Here is a 15732-nt window from a genome sequence, read left to right on the forward strand (position 1 = left end):
AAGTGACCCGTGGCCGGTCGGGGACGGCAGTGGTGCAGGTAGCCTTTGTGCGTGCCCCGTCTGTCTGAAGTCATCGCCGAGCTCGACGCCCTCTGGCCGCCCGAGAGGGCCGAGGGGTGGGACGCGGTCGGCACGGTCTGCGGCGACCCCGACCAGGAGGTCACCCGGGTCCTCTTCGCGGTCGACCCCGTGCGGGAGATCGTCGAGGAGGCGGTGAAGCTGGGGGCGGACCTGCTGGTCACCCACCATCCGCTGTATCTGCGCGGGACGACGACGGTGGCGGCCTCCACGTTCAAGGGCCATGTCGTGCACACCCTCATCAAGAACGACATCGCGCTGCACGTCGCCCACACCAACGCGGACACCGCCGACCCCGGCGTCAGCGACGCCCTCGCCGGGGCACTGGACCTGCGGGTCGTACGGCCCCTCGTGCCGGACGCCTCCGACCCCGCCGGGCGGCGCGGTCTCGGCCGGGTCTGCGAGCTGGACCACCCGTTGACGGTACGGGAGCTGGCCGCGCGGGCCGCCGAGCGGCTGCCCGCCACCGCGCAGGGCATCCGGGTCGCCGGCGACCCGGAGGCGCTGGTGCGTACGGTCGCCGTCAGCGGCGGCTCCGGCGACAGCCTCTTCGACGACGTCCGCGCGGCCGGTGTCGACGCGTTCCTCACCGCGGATCTGCGTCACCACCCCGCCTCCGAGGCGGTAGCCCGTACGACGGAGGCCGCCGCCACCCCCCTCGCGCTGCTCGACGCGGCGCACTGGGCCACCGAATGGCCCTGGTGCGAGCTGGCCGCCGCCCAGCTCGACGAGATCTCCGACCGGAAGGGATGGGACCTGCGCGTCCACGTCTCGAAGACGGTCACCGACCCCTGGACCGCCCACGCGGCGTCCACCACCGCCACCGAGAACCTGGGAGCCCCCAACTGAACGCCGCGCCCGCCGACCAGATCCGACTCCTCGACGTCCAGGACCTCGACGTACGCCTCCAGCAGCTCGCGCACAAGCGGAGGTCGCTGCCGGAGCACGCCGAGATCGAGTCGCTGACGAAGGACCTCACCCAGTTGCGTGACCTCCTGGTCGCCGCGCAGACCGAGGAGAGCGACACCGCCCGCGAACAGACCAAGGCCGAGCAGGACGTGGACCAGGTGCGGCAGCGCGCCACCCGCGACCAGCAGCGCCTGGACTCGGGCGCGGTCAGCTCCCCGAAGGACCTGGAGAACCTCCAGCGCGAGATCGCCTCCCTCGCCAAGCGACAGGGCGACCTGGAGGACATCGTCCTGGAGGTCATGGAGCGCCGGGAGTCCGCGCAGGAGCGGGTCGCCGAGCTGACCGAGCGGGTCGGCGCCGTCCAGGGAAAGATCGACGACGCGACCGCCCGCCGGGACGCGACCTTCGAGGAGCTCGACGGCGAGGCCGCCTCGGTGACCAAGGAGCGCGAGGTCATCGCCGCGTCCGTCCCCGCCGACCTCCTCAAGCTCTACGACAAGCTCCGGGAGCAGCAGGGCGGCATCGGCGCGGCCAAGCTGTACCAGCGCACCTGCCAGGGCTGCCGCCAGGAGCTGGCGATCACCGAGCTGAGCGAGATCCGCAAGGCCGCGCCCGACACGGTCGTCCGCTGCGAGAACTGCCGCCGCATCCTGGTGCGCACCTCGGAGTCGGGTCTGTAGCCGGGGGCTGCGAGCGGCCGTAGTCGACAGACCAAGAGGTTGATGTGGTGCGGGAGTTCATCGTCGAGGCCGACGGGGGGTCCCGGGGCAACCCGGGGCCCGCGGGCTACGGTTCGGTCGTCCTCGACGCGGCGACGGGGGAGCCGCTGGTCGAGGCCGCCGAGTACATCGGGGTCGCCACGAACAACGTCGCCGAGTACCGGGGCCTCATCGCGGGTCTGAAGGCGGCGTACGCGCTGGACCCGACGGCCACCGTCCGGGTGCGGATGGACTCCAAGCTCGTCGTGGAGCAGATGTCGGGCCGCTGGAAGATCAAGCACCCCGACATGAAGCCGCTGGCCGCCGAGGCCCTGCGGGTCTACGCACCCGGCCACGTCACGTACGAGTGGATCCCGCGCGACCAGAACAAGCACGCCGACCGGCTCGCCAACGAGGCGATGGACGCGGGCAAGCGGGGCGAGCAGTGGTCGCCGTCCACGTCCACGGCGGACCTGGACACCCGTTCGGCCCGGACGAGGGCGGGGGCCGCCGCGTCCGCCGCCGTCCCCGAGCCGTCGGGCCCGCCCGGGGACGCGGCCGCGGGCGCGGCGAGGGCCAGGGCCGCGCTGGCGGGGGCGCGGGGCGAGACCGGGAACGGGAACGGGAACGGGGGTGGCGCGGCGGGGAGTACGGCCGCGGCCGAGCCCGACGCAGCCGTGCCCGACGCCGATGAGCCCGACGCAGCCGTGACCGACGCCGATGAGCTGGGCGCCGTTGGGACCCGTGAGTCAGAGGTCGTTGAGGCCCGCCCTGCCGAGCCCGGGGCTGCCGTCGGGGCCTCTGCCGCCGGAAAGACCGCCGCTGACATCCGCGCCGCGAAGAACGTCGCCTCCGCGGCCCCCGACCTCGGAACCCCCGCGACCTTCGTGCTGCTCCGGCACGGGGAGACGCCCCTGACGCCCCAGAAGCGGTTCTCGGGGAGCGGCGGCTCCGATCCGTCCCTCTCCGACGTCGGCCGCTACCAGGCGGAACGGGTCGCCGCCGCGCTGGCCGCCCGGGGGACGATCCAGGAGATCGTGTCGTCGCCGCTGGCCCGCTGCCGGGAGACGGCGCAGATCGTCGCGGCCCGCCTCGGGCTCGGCGTGACCCTCGACGACGGGCTGCGGGAAACGGACTTCGGCGCCTGGGAGGGGCTCACCTTCGGCGAGGCGCGGGAGCGGTACCCCGACGACATGAACGCCTGGCTCGCCTCACCGGACGCGGAGCCCACCGGCGGCGGGGAGAGCTTCGAGGCCGTCGCCCACCGGGTCGCCGCCGCCCGCGACCGGCTGACCGAGGCGCACCGGGGCCGCACGGTCCTGCTCGTCAGCCATGTCACGCCGATCAAGACCCTGGTCCGGCTGGCCCTCGGCGCACCCCCCGAGTCCCTGTTCCGCATGGAACTGTCGGCGGCCTCCCTGACGGCCCTGGCGTACTACGCCGACGGCAACGCCACGCTCCGCCTCCTCAACGACACGTCACATCTGCGCTGAGCGGCGACGGCCGCACGCTCACCGCAGGGCCGCCGCGCCGCGCGCCAGCGCCTCGATCCGCCCCCAGTCCCGTGCGGCGATCGCGTCGGCCGGGAGCATCCAGGTCCCGCCGACGCAGCCGACGTTGGGGAGGGAGAGGTACTCGGGCGCGTTGTCGGGACCGATCCCCCCGGTCGGGCAGAACCGGGCCTGCGGCAACGGCCCCGCGAGCGACTTCAGATAGGCCGTACCGCCCGCCGCCTGCGCCGGGAAGAACTTCATCTCCCGTACGCCGCGCTCCAGCAGGGCAACGACCTCCGACGTGGTCGACACCCCCGGCAGGAACGGCACCCCGGACGCCCGCATCGCCGTCAGCAGCGCGTCCGTCCAGCCGGGACTCACCAGGAACCGCGCCCCGGCCCGCACCGCCGCCGTCACCTGTTCCGGTGTGACGACCGTGCCCGCCCCGACCACCGCGTCCGGCACGCCCCCGGTGATCGCCCGGATCGCGTCGAGCCCGGCGGGGGTCCGCAACGTCACCTCGATCGCCGGCAGCCCCCCGGCGACCAACGCCAGCGCGAGCGGCACGGCGTCGGAGGCGTCCTCGATGACGACGACCGGGACGACGGGGGCGAGGTCGAGCACGGAGAACGTCGAGACGGGACCGACGGGCGACGGAGAGGTCATGGGCTCATGCTGCCCGGCCTCAGCAGCATGCGCAAAGGTCGTTGCGCATGCTGCAATGCTCGGCTCGCATGCTGCATTCCCCCCTTGCTTGTGGCCGGCGTCCTGTCAGTGCACCTCGGTCACCAGCACGTCCAGCGTCCACGCCTTCCCCGCCCCGGCCGGAGGCTCCACCTCCACCACGTACCCGAGGTCCCGCAGCGCCTCCACCAACTGGGCGGGGCCCTTGGGCGCCGCGCCGACCGACAGCAGGCTGCGGACGATGCGGCCCTTGGTCGCCTTGTTGAAGTGGCTGACCACCTTCCGGGTCGGCGCGTGCAGCACCCGTACCGTCGCCGTGCGCCCGGCGATCCCACCCTTCGGCTTCCACGCGCCGGCGTAGGCCGAGGACCGCAGATCGAGGACGAGCCCGTCGCCGGCCGCCTCGGGAAGCGCCGACGCCATCGGCGTACGCCAGTGCGTGCCGAGCGCGCCCACGCCGGGCAGTTTCACGCCCATCGAGCAGCGGTACGAGGGGATGCGGTCCGTGACGCGGACGGCCCCCCACAGCCCGGAGAAGACCAGCAGCGAACGCGCCGCCCGCTTCTTCGCGGCGGTGTCGAGGGACGCCAGGTCGAGGGCGTCGTAGAGCACGCCGGTGTAGATCTGGCCGGCCGGGCGGGCCCCCGCCGTCCTCAGCTCCGCGTTCTTGGCGATCTCGCCGCGCAGCCCCTCGCTCAGGCCGAGCACCTCGCGGGCCTTGTCCTCGTCGCTCGCGCACAACTCGACCAGTTCACCGAGCACGGCCTCCCGCGCCTCGGTGAGCGCCGGGAGGGAAAGGGACTCCAGCTTCAGCGGAGCGCCGCCCGCTGAGGGGGCCTTTCCTTCGGACGGGGGCAGCAGGACGAGCACGGGTACTCCTTCGGATAGGGCTCCGCGACAGCGTACGGGGTACGAACCGGGCGTCCCGCGACCCGGTCGGTCGGCCCGCACGAGGCGCCCGCCGGTACGCCGGCCCCGAGCGACCCGAGCGACCCGAGCGGCCCGAGCGACCCGAGCGACCCGAGCGGCCCGAGCGGCCCGAGCGGCCCGGTCGGCCCGCACGAGGTGCCCGTCGGCATGCCGTCCCGCCCGCCCCGACCTAGGCTCGACGCATGCCCCGCCGCCACCTCAGCGTCCTGGCCGCACCCGAGGCCCCCGTGCGGGCGGCCCTGCGCGCGCTCCGCGGTGAACTCGGCGTGCCCGACGCCTTCCCCCTCCAGGTCCTCGTCGAGGCGGAGCGCGCCGCGAAGTCGCCCCGGCTCCCCTCGTACGACGCCACGGACGTCCCCCTCTTCACCATCGACCCGCCCACCTCCACCGACCTCGACCAGGCGATGCACCTGTCCCGCCGCCCGGGCGCGGCAGGCGGCCGGGGCTACCGGGTCCGGTACGCGATCGCCGACGTCGCCGCGTTCTCACCCCCGGCACCGCGCTCGACGCGGAGGCGCACCGCCGGGTCACGACCCTGTACTTCCCCGACGGCAAGGTCCCCCTCCACCCCGCCTGCCTCTCCGAGGGCGCCGCCAGTCTCCTCCCGGACCACACCCGCCCGGCGGTGCTGTGGACGCTGGACCTCGACGCGGACGGCCGTACCGAGAGCGTCGACGTGCGCCGCGCCCTCGTCCGCAGCCGCGCCAAGCTCGACTACGCGTCCGTGCAGAAGGAGATCGACGCGGGCACCGCCGAGGAACCCCTCGCCCTCCTCAAGGAGATCGGACACCTCCGGGAGCGCCTCGAAGTGGAACGCGGAGGCATCTCCCTCCACGTCCCCGAACAGGAGATCGTCGAACGGGACGACATCGGCGGCCACGAAGCCCCGGGGACGTACGCACTCGAACTCGCCTACCGGGCGCCCCTCCCCGCCGACGCCTGGAACGCCCAGATCTCCCTGCTCACCGGTATGGCCGCCGCGGAGCTGATGCTCGGCTTCGGCACCGGGATCCTGCGCACGCTGCCCGCCGCGCCGGACGGCGCCGTCGGCCGACTCCGCCGCACCGCGACGGCGTTGCACATCGACTGGCCGCACCACGTCTCGTACGCGAGCCTGGTCCGCGCCCTCGACCCGCACGAACCCCGCCATGCCGCGTTCCTCCTAGAGTGCACGACCCTGCTGCGCGGCGCCCACTACACGGTCTTCCGCGACGGCGCCGTCCCCGACATCACCACGCACTCTGCCGTCGCCGCGCCCTACGCCCACTGCACGGCCCCGCTCCGCCGTCTCGTCGACCGCTACACCGCGGAACTCTGCCTCGCCGCGGTCGCTGGCACCCCGGCCCCCGAGTGGGTCCTGGCCGCCCTCGACGCCCTCCCGGACGAGATGGCCGGCGGCAGCCGCCTGGCGGGCCGCGTGGAGCGCGAGTGCGTGGACCTCGTGGAGGCCGCGCTGCTCAGGGACAGGGTCGGCGAGGTCTTCGACGGCTGGGTGGTGGACGTGGAGGAGGAGCGGACCGGGAAGGGTGGACCGGCCAGGGGAATCGTCCAGCTGGAGACCCCGGCGGTCATCGGCCGCGTCGACGGCCGGGACGGCGAGCCGCTGCCGCTGGGGGAACGGCTGCGCGTACGGCTCACACAGGCCGAGCCGGGAGTGGCGAAGGTTCGCTTCGTGCCGGCGTGAAGTCCCCCTGGGCCCGGCGGAGTCGGTCGATCTCCCCCACGAGCCGATCGGCGTCGTCCGCGTGGAACCGTACGAGCCGGACCGCCCTGGGCCGCCCGAAGAACGTCACGTACTCGGCTTCGGCGGAGAGTTCGAGGGTGACGGTGGTCTGCGAACCGGCCTCCAGACTCAGCTCGCCGTCCTTCTTCTCGTGCGTCAGGCACAGTTCGCGGCGGACCGAGGAGACCGCCGTGAGCGGGACGAGGAGGTCCACGGTGGCGAAGCGGCGCAGCCGCAGGGTGGTGTCGGTGAGGACGTGGGGGCGGGTCACCGAGGCGGCGTGCAGTCCGGCGACGATCAGGATCGTGTAGAGGTCGAGGGCGAGGAGGATCCGGTGCGCCAGCGGATGGTCCTTCAGGAGCACGGACATGGTGACCGTCTCGACGACGCACACGAACCCGAAGCCGAGCATCATCGCGCCCTGCCCGCGCGCGTACCCGAAGGCCCACCCCTCGCCGACCCCGTGCGGCCGCCGGACCATCCATCGGAACAGGCTGGCCAGCAGCAGGAGTTCGTGCCGGACGAGGGAACGGCCGACCCGGTGGGCATCGATCAGTACGGCAGGTGTCCTCCGCGTCCTCGGTGTCCCTGGCGTCCCTGGCGACCCCGGTGTCGTCGGCGTCCTCGGTGGGTTCATCGGCGGTCCTCCGTGAGTATCCGGAACGTGCGGCGGATGGCCTCCGCCTGGGCTGGAGCGAAGTCGGCGAAGAAGGCCCGCAGGAAGGCGCTGTTGCCGCCGCCGCGCGCGTCTTGGCCGCCGGTGCCGGTGCCGGTGCCATGGCCGAGCCCGAGGTCGGCCGGAACGAGCTCGGTGGGGATGAGGTCGGCGAGGAGCCGGGCCGCCTCGTCGACCCGAGGGTCGTCGAGGCCGGCGTCGACGAGGTCGTCGAGCAGCGCGTACGCCGCGTGCGCCCGCTCCACCGCGCCGGGCGACGCCATCATGGCCTCCAGCCCGGCCAGCAGCTCGGCACGGGCCTCCGGGGGCGCGGTCGTCTCCAGGAGCGCGAACACCTCCCGGTCCTTGGCGGCCATGGGGGACGTGGGCGGAACGGGCCCGAACTTCCCGAAGAGAGCGGCGAGTTCCGGTGAGACGGGCCCCTCGGCGGGCAGCCGCCCCCGCCGCGCGTCCTCCCTCAGGACCCGCAGCCGGGCGCGCCGCTCCCGGAGCGCCGACTCCTGCCGCGCGAGGTCCTCGTCCAGCTCGCCGAGCACCTCGACGAGCTCACGTCCGGCGTCGTCGGCCAGCACGTCACGCACCTCGGCGAGCCCGAGCCCCAGCTCCGTCAGCCGCCGGATCCGCGCGAGCACGACCGCGTGCCGCAGGGTGTAGTCCCGATACCCGTTGGCCCGCCGCTCCGGCTCCGGCAGCAGCCCCAGGTGGTGATAGTGCCGCACGGCCCGAGTGGTCACCCCGACGGCCGCGGCCAGCTCTCCGATCCGCATGGGACCAGTAGAAACGTTGACGTCGCGGCAGGGTCAAGCGGCATCGGGGAAGCCCCGCGGCAGCTCGGGGCGGACGCGCACACGGCGCACGGGCCGCCCCGGCCGCGGGCGGCCACCCGGGTGTGCGAAACGCACGGACGCACCGTGCGGATCCCATGTTCGGCCGATGACAGACGAACGATGTAGGCCCCCGGAGCCTCTGCCATCGTGGGGAAGGACGGCTCGGGAAAGCCCTGAGGCGCACAGGGGAACGTCCTGGAACGCACCGGGGGAACACCCGAGAGGGGCGCGGCCCCACACACCGGGGGACGCCCCGACCGGCGCGGCCCGACTGGAGGCCTCGTGGACAAGAGGTATGAGCTCTACTGCCTCACCGACCCGCGTTTCTACGACACGCCGACGTCCCGGACGCGGATGCGCGAGGGGTTCCGGCAGACGCGGGACCCGCTTCCCGATCTCTGGTTCCGCCAGGAACTCGGCGACTGGCTCGTCTGCCGTCCCACCGACGTGGACCTCCCGCCCCAAGGCTGGAAGATTCACGTCTCGGCGTGCCCGGACAACGCGCAGGAGATCCTCGACGCGGTGTGGGACCACTGCGTGCCCCGCCGCATCCCCTTCAAGTTCCTCCCGAACGTGGACGTCCTCTTCCTCGCCAACATGAAGTACGCGCACCGCGGGTCCAGCGGGAAGTTCGTCACGATCTACCCGCGCGACGAGGTCCAGTGCGAGCGCACGCTCACCGAGCTGGACGCCGTCCTCGGCGGCAGGCCGGGACCGTACATCCTCAGCGACCTGCGGTGGGGCGCCGGCCCGCTCTACGTCAGGTACGGGGCCTTCGACGACCGGTACTGCGTCTCGGACACCGGCGTGGTGGAGCAGGCGGTGGAGGATCCCTCGGGGCGGCTGGTGCCCGATGTGCGCGGCCCGACCTTCCGGGTTCCGGAGTGGGTGCGGCTGCCGGGGTTCCTCGAACCCCACCTCGCCGAGAGCCGTCGGACCACCGTCACCGATCTGCCCTACCGCATCGAGAAGGCGCTGCACTTCTCGAACGGCGGCGGGCTCTACGCCGGTGTCGACACCCGCGATGGGCAACGGGTCGTCCTCAAGGAGGCCCGGCCCCACGCGGGGCTCACCCCCGACGGCGCGGACGCCGTCACCCGGCTCGAACGCGAGCGGGCGGCCCTGGAGCGCCTGCACGGCCTGCCCTGCGTCCCCGCGCTCCGCGACCACTTCGAACTCGGCGGCCACCACTTCCTCGTCGAGGACTTCATCGAGGGGACACCCCTGCACGACCTGTTCGTCGAGCGTTCCCCGCTGGCCGCGCTGGACCCGGATCCGGCGGCGTTCGCCGAGTACACCTCCTGGGCCCTGGACATCGTCCGGCAGGTGGAGGACGCGGTCGCGGCGGTCCACGAGCGGGGCGTCGTGATCGGTGACGTGCACACGTACAACGTTCTCGTCCGCCCCGACGGCGGGGCGGTACTGATCGACTTCGAGGGCGCGGCCGACGTGGAGCGGGCCTCCCACCAGGTCCTCGCGGCCCCCGGTTTCGTCGCCCCGAGCGGGGCCACCGGCTTCGACATCGACCGGTATGCCCTGGCCTGTCTGCGGCTCTGTCTGTTCATGCCCCTGACCGGCCTGATCGAGCTGGACCGCGGCAAGGCCGCACAGCTCGCGCGTGAGGCCGCGCGGCTGTTCCCCGTGCCCCGCCCGTTCCTCGACGAGGCCGTCCGCACCATCACCGGCGACGGTGGGACGACCGCCGGGACGATCACCGGGACGACCGCCGGGGCGGACGCGGAGCCCCGCCTCGAACCGGACCACTCCGGCTGGCTGCGCGCCCGCGAGTCGATCGCCGGCGCCGTCCTCGCCGCCGCCACCCCCGAACGGCACGATCGCCTCTTCCCCGGCGACATCGAGCAGTTCGCGTTCCCGGGCGGAGGCCTCGACGTGGCCCACGGCGCGGCGGGCGTGCTGTACGCGCTGGACGTGACGGGCGCCGGCCGGTATCCGGACCATGAGGAGTGGCTGATCCGGCACGCGCTCCAGCCGGAGCGCGGCACCCACCTCGGCTTCTACGACGGCCTGCACGGCATCGCGTACGTCCTCGAACACCTTGGCCATCACGAGGAGGCCGTCAAGATCCTCGACATGTGCCAGGGCGAACGCCTGGACGCCCTGGCCCTCGACCTCAAGGGCGGCCTGTCCGGCATCGGCCTCACCCTGCTGCACTTCGCGACGACCACCGGCGACAGCGCCTGCCGGGACGCCGCCCACCGCGTCGCGGGCCTGGTCGCCGACCGGCTGGGCCCGGCCGACGGCGTCGCCGAGATCAGCGGCGGCACCCACCCGAGAGCGGGGCTGATGTACGGGTCGTCGGGGCCCGCGCTGCTGTTCCTGCGCCTGTACGAGCAGGGCGGCGACCCGGCGTACCTCGATCTGGCCGCCACCGCGCTCCGCCAGGACCTGCGCCGCTGCGTCGTCCGCGAGGAAGGTTCCATGGAGGTCAACGAGGGCTACCGCACGATGCCCTACCTCGCTGACGGCAGCGTGGGCATCGGCATGGTCCTCGACGACTGTCTGACCCACCGCGCGGACGAGCGGTTCTCGTCGGCCGCCGCGGCGATCCGCAGGGCGGCGCAGGCGAACTTCTACGTGGAACCCGGACTCTTCGACGGCGTCGCCGGAATGATCCTTCACCTCAGCCGCGCCCACCCGCCCGGTACGGCCGCCGCCGAGGACCCCGTGATCGCCGGGCACGTACGCCGCCTGGCCCGCCACGCCTGCCTGCTCGACGGCCGCCTGGCCTTCCCCGGCGACCAGTTGATGCGGCTGTCCATGGACCTGGCCACCGGCGGCGCGGGAGTCCTGCTCGCGCTGGGCGCCGTCTTCCACTCCCGGCCCACCGGCCTGCTGTTCCTGACACCGGACGGGGCCGCACACGACCCTCCGTTCGCCACTCACGCACCAGAGAGGAGGTGAGGATCAATGTCGCTTCTCGAACTGCAGGGTATGACCATCGAGTCCGAGACCGGGCTGAAGCCGCCCCTGGGCAGCCGGGCGAGCAAGGGATGCTTCATCGTAGGAGGCAGCGTGTTCAGCGTCTTCTTCTGCGGCTAGGGGCCCGGCCTCCAACCGCCACTGCGGGGGCACTTCCGGTGCCCCCGCTCCTTCGTTGGCACCGTACGACGACGGGAGCGGCCGGTGGACCGACGGACGGCACCGGACAGGGACGCGGCGGACCACGTCCCCGTGGACCGGCGCGCGGCGGATCGTCTGCTACTGAGCGCGGTGCGCCGGGGCGGCGTCTGGGGCGGTGTCCTCGCCGCCGCGTCGCTGCTGCTGGCCGGCGTCTTCGTCGTCCTGCCCGCCGTGATGGGCCGCGCCGTCGACGCCGTGCTCGGCGACGGCGACGCCACCCTGTGGCTGACCCTGTCCGCCGTGGCCGTCGTACTGCTGGTGGTGTGCGACGCGGCGGACGACTACGCCGGTGCCGTCGCCAACGCCCGCTCCACCGCCTGGCTGCGCCACACCCTGCTCGGCCACGTCCTCGACCTGGGCGCCCGCGCCACCCGCCGCCACACCCCCGGCGAGCTGGTCGCCCGCCTCGTCGGCAACTCCGCCCAGGCGGGCAGCGCCCCGTCGGGCCTGGTGTGGGCGGTGACGGAACTGATCCCGCCGCTCGGCGCCATCGTCGCGCTCGCCCTCATCGACCCCTGGCTCTGCCTGACGTTCGTCGCCGGGCTCCCGCTGATCGTCCTCATCGTCCGCGCCTTCGTCCGTGACGTCTCCGACCTCAACGACCGCTACTTCGCCGTCCAGGGCCGTATCGCCGCCCGCCTCGCCGACGCCCTCACCGGCATCCGCACCATCACCGCCGCCGGAACCACGGCCCGCGAGGCCGACCGAGTCCTGGAACCACTCCCCGAACTGCACCGCCACGGCCGGGGCATGTGGCGCGCCTTCGCCCGCGTCTCCGCCCGTGACGCGGTGATCGTCCCGCTGCTGGAGGTCGCCGTGCTGGCCGTGGCCGGCTTCGAACTCGCCCGGGGCCGCATCACACCGGGCCAGATGCTCGCCGCGAGCGAGTACGTCCTGCTGGCCACCGGCGTCAGCTCACTCGTCGGCTCCGTGAACCAGCTCGCCGTGTCCCGCGCCACCGCGGGCCGCGTCGCGGACGTACTGAACGAGCCGCCGGCCCGGTACGGCAGCCGACGGCTGCCCCCGGAGGGCGGAGGCCACCTGGAGTTCCGCCGGGTGACGGTCCGCACCGCCGACGGCGCCACCGTCCTGAACGGCGTCGACCTCGACCTCGTCCCGCGCACCCTGACCGCCGTCGTGGGCCGCTCCGGGTCCGGCAAGTCCCTGCTGGCGGCCCTGGCCGGACGCCTCACCGACCCCGACGACGGCGAGATACGCCTGGACGGCGTACCCCTGCGGGACGTGGACCGTAGGGAGCTGCGCCGCGCCGTGGCCTACGGCTTCGAACGCCCGGCCCTGCTCGGCGAGACCTTCACCGACGCGATCGCCTTCGGCCCCCGCACCCCGTCGGCGCCGGAGGTACGGGCCGGGGCGTCCGCCGCGCGGGCCGACCCGTTCATCCGCACCATGCCCGACCGCTACGCCACGCCCCTGGCCTCGACCCCCCTGTCCGGCGGTGAGACCCAACGCCTCGGTCTGGCCCGCGCGTTCACGCAGTGCGCCCCGGCCGGCCGCCTCCTCGTCCTCGACGACGTCACCGCCAGCCTCGACACCGTCACCGAGCACCACATCACCCGGGCCCTCACCGACACGGGCCCCTTGGCTGACCGCACCCGCCTGGTCGTCACCCACCGAGCGTCCACAGCGGCCCGTGCCGACCGGGTCGTCTGGCTGGCCGACGGCCACGTACGGGCGGAGGGCACCCACCGGGAGCTGTGGGAGGACCCGGAGTACCGGGCGGTGTTCCGGGGGGAGGGGGAGGAGGCCGCCCCACGGATTGGGCGGGCGGATGAGGGAGCCGTACGGCCGGAGCGGGCGCTCGACGGGACCACGAGGGACGTGCGCCCCGAGCGCACCGACGTGGGGACCGTACGCTCCGCGTGGGCCGACGAGGGGGCCGATGAGTGGACCGACGACCGGATCGCGAGCGGGCCGGCGAGCGGGCCGTACGACCCCGCACGCGGCGTCGACGGGAGAGGGCGGTGAATGCGCTCGCGCTTGGCGCACGACGAGAGCGCGCGGCGCACGCGCCCAGCGCGCGCGGCCTCCTGCGGGCCACCCTGCGCACGCGCCGCCGGCAGTTCCTCCGACTCGCCGGCTGGTCCCTGGTCCAGGCGGTCCCCGCGCTGCTCTCGGGCTGGCTGGTCGCGAAGGCGGTCGACGACGGCTTCCTCGCGGGCAGCACCGCCGAGGGCTTCGGCTGGCTCGGCCTGCTGGCCGGCTCCGTGCTGATCGGCGCCTGGGGCACGCGCCAGGCCACGCGGCACCTCGCGGAGGTCGTGGAGCCGTTCCGTGACGACCTGGTCTCCCTGGTCACCACGGGCGCGCTGCGCCGCTCCGCGCACCTGGGCAACCCCGCGGACACGGCAGGGGTGGCCCGCCTGACCGAGCAGGTGGAGATCGCCCGCGAGTCCTACGGCGCGGTCGTGATGTTCGTCCAGACGTTCACGGTCACGGCGGTGAGCGTGCTGCTGGGCCTGACGGCCCTGGACCCGGCGCTGCTGCTGTTCGTCGTCCCGCCCCTCACCGCCGGGCTCACCCTGTTCCTGCTGGCCCTGAGGGCACTGGCGGCACGGCAGCGGGCGGTGGTCCTGGCGGACGAGGCCATCGCGGAGCAGGTGCACACGGTGGCCGGCGGCCTCCGCGACGTGACGGCCTGCGGCGCAGAACACCTCGTACGCACCCGCACCGGCGCCCGCATCGACAGGGCGGCCGAAGCGACGAGGGCTCTGGCCCGCCTCACGGCGCTGCGCACGGCGGCCCTCGGCGTGGGCGGCTGGCTCCCCCTGGCCCTCATCCTGTTCGGTGCGCCGTGGCTGGTGGACCGGGGGGTGACGGCGGGCGCGATCCTGGGCGCCCTCACCTACATCTCCCAGAGCCTCCAGCCGGCTCTCCAGGGCCTGGTCCAGGGCGTGGGCGGCAGCGGCCTGTGGCTCCTGGTGACGACGACCCGCATCCTGGAGACGACAGAGGAGCGGGTCACAGCGCCGAAGGCGACCCTGACGAAAACCGCCCCGGAGCCGACGACCGCTCCACCCCCGCCCCCACCCACAACCCCGTCCCACCCCGCTGACGGTGCCCTGGAGCTGCGACACGTCACCTTCTCCTACGCCCGCACCGCGGAACCGGTGGTGAAGAACCTCGACCTGACCCTGCCCCCCGGCACCTACCTGGCGGTGGTGGGCCCGAGCGGCGCGGGCAAATCGACCCTGGCCGCCCTGATCGCGGGCCTCCTGGAACCCCGGACCGGCGACATCCACCTGGGCGGCGCGGAGGTCGGCGCCCTGGACCCCGCCCACCTGTCCGACGCCCGCGTACTGATCCCACAGGAGGCGTACGTCTTCACCGGCACCGTCCGCGAGAACCTGACGTACCTCCACCCGGCCGCATCGCCGACGACCCTGGACTGGGCGGTGGAGGAGATAGGCGCGACGGCCCTGGTTGAACGCCTGGGCGGCTACGAGGCCCCGATGGACCCGGGTCGCCTCTCGGCGGGCGAACGCCAACAGATAGCCCTGGTGAGGGCCCTGCTACCCCCCACCCACCTGCACGTCCTGGACGAGGCGACCTGCCACCTGGACCCCCCGGCGGAGGCCCGCGCGGAGCGCGCCTTCGCGTCCCGCCCGTCCACGTTGATCGTCTGCGCCCATCGCATCAGCTCGGCCCTGCGCGCCGACCTGACCCTGGTGCTGGACGGCCCCCGCCACGACCTGGGCACGCACGACGAGCTGATGACGACCTGCGCGCTCTACCGGGACCTGATAGGCCACTGGGACAGGGCGACGACGAGCGTGCCGTCCTGACGCTCGAAGGGCCGCGGCCGGTCACAACCACCCGGCCTCCCGGGCGATCCGAATGGCGTCGATCCGATTCCGCGCGCCGGTCTTCCGGGAGACGGCGTTGAGATGATTGCGGACGGTCCCCACGGACAGGGCCAGCCGCTCGGCGATCTCGCGGGTGGGCATGCCTTCGGCGGCGAGCCGCAGCACCTCGCTCTCGCGGGCGGTCAGGGGGCTCTCCTCCGATGACAGGGCGAGCAGAGCGAGGTCGGGATCGATGAACCGCTCACCGGAAGCGACCTTGCGCACCCCGAGGGCGAGCAGATCGCTGGGGCTGTTCTTCCCGATGAGCCCCATGACCCGCAGGGCGAGCGCCCGCCGGAGGAACCCGGCGCTGGCGGACTCGGTCACCAACAGGGTCCGGCACTGGGGCAACCGCACGGCCAACTCACGCGAGGTCCCGAGCGCCCCGTCCTCACCCCCGTCGACATCGATGACGACGACATCGGGCCGATGCGAAAGAGCCCGGGCCACGGTCTGCTCGTGCCCCGGCGATGCAGCCACGACCTCGATGTCCTCCTCCCGGGCCAACAGGGCCGCCAACGCCCCACGCACGAGCCCGGTCTCCTCCACCAGGAGAACCCGAATCACATCACTCCCACCCGACCCCACTCGGCCTCCCTCACCGGCACTCCGGAATGCCCGCACTCCGGAATACCCGAAGACGACATGGGAAGTATCGCCGACCATCACACCATATGCCGGGAAAGCCCTGCTCCGGCCCGAGGGGTACC

At 73.7% G+C, this 15732-nt stretch carries 12 protein-coding genes and 1 pseudogene; 8 read left to right on the forward strand and 5 right to left on the reverse strand.

Annotated features, from left to right (window positions below):
- Positions 1–51 precede the first annotated feature (51 nt).
- Genes SMA5143A_RS34905 through SMA5143A_RS34915 form a run of 3 tightly spaced genes read left to right on the forward strand, consistent with a single transcriptional unit; the run spans position 52 to position 3178 of the window.
- Positions 52–927: a Nif3-like dinuclear metal center hexameric protein gene (locus tag SMA5143A_RS34905; protein WP_107466837.1), complete on the forward strand. Its 876-nt coding sequence runs from the start codon at positions 52–54 to the stop codon at positions 925–927.
- A complete protein-coding gene (locus tag SMA5143A_RS34910) occupies positions 924–1667 on the forward strand; it encodes a zinc ribbon domain-containing protein (RefSeq protein ID WP_107466864.1) in 744 nt (247 codons plus the stop codon). Before SMA5143A_RS34905 ends, SMA5143A_RS34910 begins: the two co-directional genes overlap by 4 nt.
- Positions 1668–1714: 47 nt before the next feature.
- Positions 1715–3178 carry a bifunctional RNase H/acid phosphatase gene (locus tag SMA5143A_RS34915; RefSeq protein ID WP_107466863.1) on the forward strand — a complete coding sequence of 488 codons (1464 nt, stop codon included), beginning with the start codon at positions 1715–1717 and terminating at the stop codon, positions 3176–3178.
- A gap of 18 nt (positions 3179–3196) precedes the next feature.
- Here SMA5143A_RS34915 and eda read toward each other — a convergent pair whose 3' ends face one another.
- Positions 3197–3844, reverse strand: a complete 648-nt coding sequence (eda, locus tag SMA5143A_RS34920; protein ID WP_107466838.1) for a bifunctional 4-hydroxy-2-oxoglutarate aldolase/2-dehydro-3-deoxy-phosphogluconate aldolase — start codon at positions 3842–3844, stop codon at positions 3197–3199.
- Between the two features lie 105 nt (positions 3845–3949).
- On the reverse strand, positions 3950–4732 hold the full coding sequence (yaaA, locus tag SMA5143A_RS34925; protein ID WP_107466839.1) for a peroxide stress protein YaaA: 783 nt from the start codon (positions 4730–4732) through the stop codon (positions 3950–3952).
- Between the two features lie 242 nt (positions 4733–4974).
- On the opposite strand from yaaA, the pseudogene SMA5143A_RS34930 reads away from it, so the two are divergent.
- A pseudogene (locus tag SMA5143A_RS34930) lies at positions 4975–6476 on the forward strand (RNB domain-containing ribonuclease).
- On the opposite strand, the gene SMA5143A_RS34935 reads toward SMA5143A_RS34930, so the two are convergent.
- On the reverse strand, positions 6427–7152 hold the full coding sequence (locus tag SMA5143A_RS34935; protein WP_258193910.1) for a hypothetical protein: 726 nt from the start codon (positions 7150–7152) through the stop codon (positions 6427–6429). The pseudogene SMA5143A_RS34930 and the gene SMA5143A_RS34935 sit on opposite strands and share 50 nt — an antisense overlap.
- On the reverse strand, positions 7149–7958 hold the full coding sequence (locus SMA5143A_RS34940) for a MerR family transcriptional regulator (RefSeq protein WP_107466840.1): 810 nt from the start codon (positions 7956–7958) through the stop codon (positions 7149–7151). Before SMA5143A_RS34940 ends, SMA5143A_RS34935 begins: the two co-directional genes overlap by 4 nt.
- Before the next feature lie 342 nt (positions 7959–8300).
- Between SMA5143A_RS34940 and lanKC the strand changes: the two genes are divergently transcribed.
- The 4 genes from lanKC to SMA5143A_RS34960 all read left to right on the forward strand — a co-directional run bounded on the left by lanKC (position 8301) and on the right by SMA5143A_RS34960 (position 14962).
- A complete protein-coding gene (gene lanKC, locus SMA5143A_RS34945; protein ID WP_107466841.1) occupies positions 8301–10940 on the forward strand; it encodes a class III lanthionine synthetase LanKC in 2640 nt (879 codons plus the stop codon).
- A gap of 6 nt (positions 10941–10946) precedes the next feature.
- The gene (locus SMA5143A_RS34950) at positions 10947–11078 is read left to right on the forward strand and encodes a SapB/AmfS family lanthipeptide (RefSeq protein WP_107466842.1); all 132 of its coding nucleotides are present in this window, start codon (positions 10947–10949) and stop codon (positions 11076–11078) included.
- A gap of 84 nt (positions 11079–11162) precedes the next feature.
- Positions 11163–13145 carry an ABC transporter ATP-binding protein gene (locus tag SMA5143A_RS34955; RefSeq protein ID WP_258193911.1) on the forward strand — a complete coding sequence of 661 codons (1983 nt, stop codon included), beginning with the start codon at positions 11163–11165 and terminating at the stop codon, positions 13143–13145.
- Positions 13142–14962: an ATP-binding cassette domain-containing protein gene (locus SMA5143A_RS34960; RefSeq protein ID WP_107466867.1), complete on the forward strand. Its 1821-nt coding sequence runs from the start codon at positions 13142–13144 to the stop codon at positions 14960–14962. The genes SMA5143A_RS34955 and SMA5143A_RS34960 overlap by 4 nt, the downstream gene beginning before the upstream one ends.
- A 21-nt stretch (positions 14963–14983) precedes the next feature.
- On the opposite strand, the gene SMA5143A_RS34965 is transcribed toward SMA5143A_RS34960, so the two are convergent.
- Complete coding sequence (locus tag SMA5143A_RS34965; RefSeq protein WP_107466843.1) at positions 14984–15589, reverse strand: response regulator transcription factor; 606 nt, start codon at positions 15587–15589, stop codon at positions 14984–14986.
- Positions 15590–15732 lie beyond the last annotated feature (143 nt).

Source organism: Streptomyces sp. MA5143a (assembly GCF_900290235.1).
GTDB lineage: Bacteria > Actinomycetota > Actinomycetes > Streptomycetales > Streptomycetaceae > Streptomyces.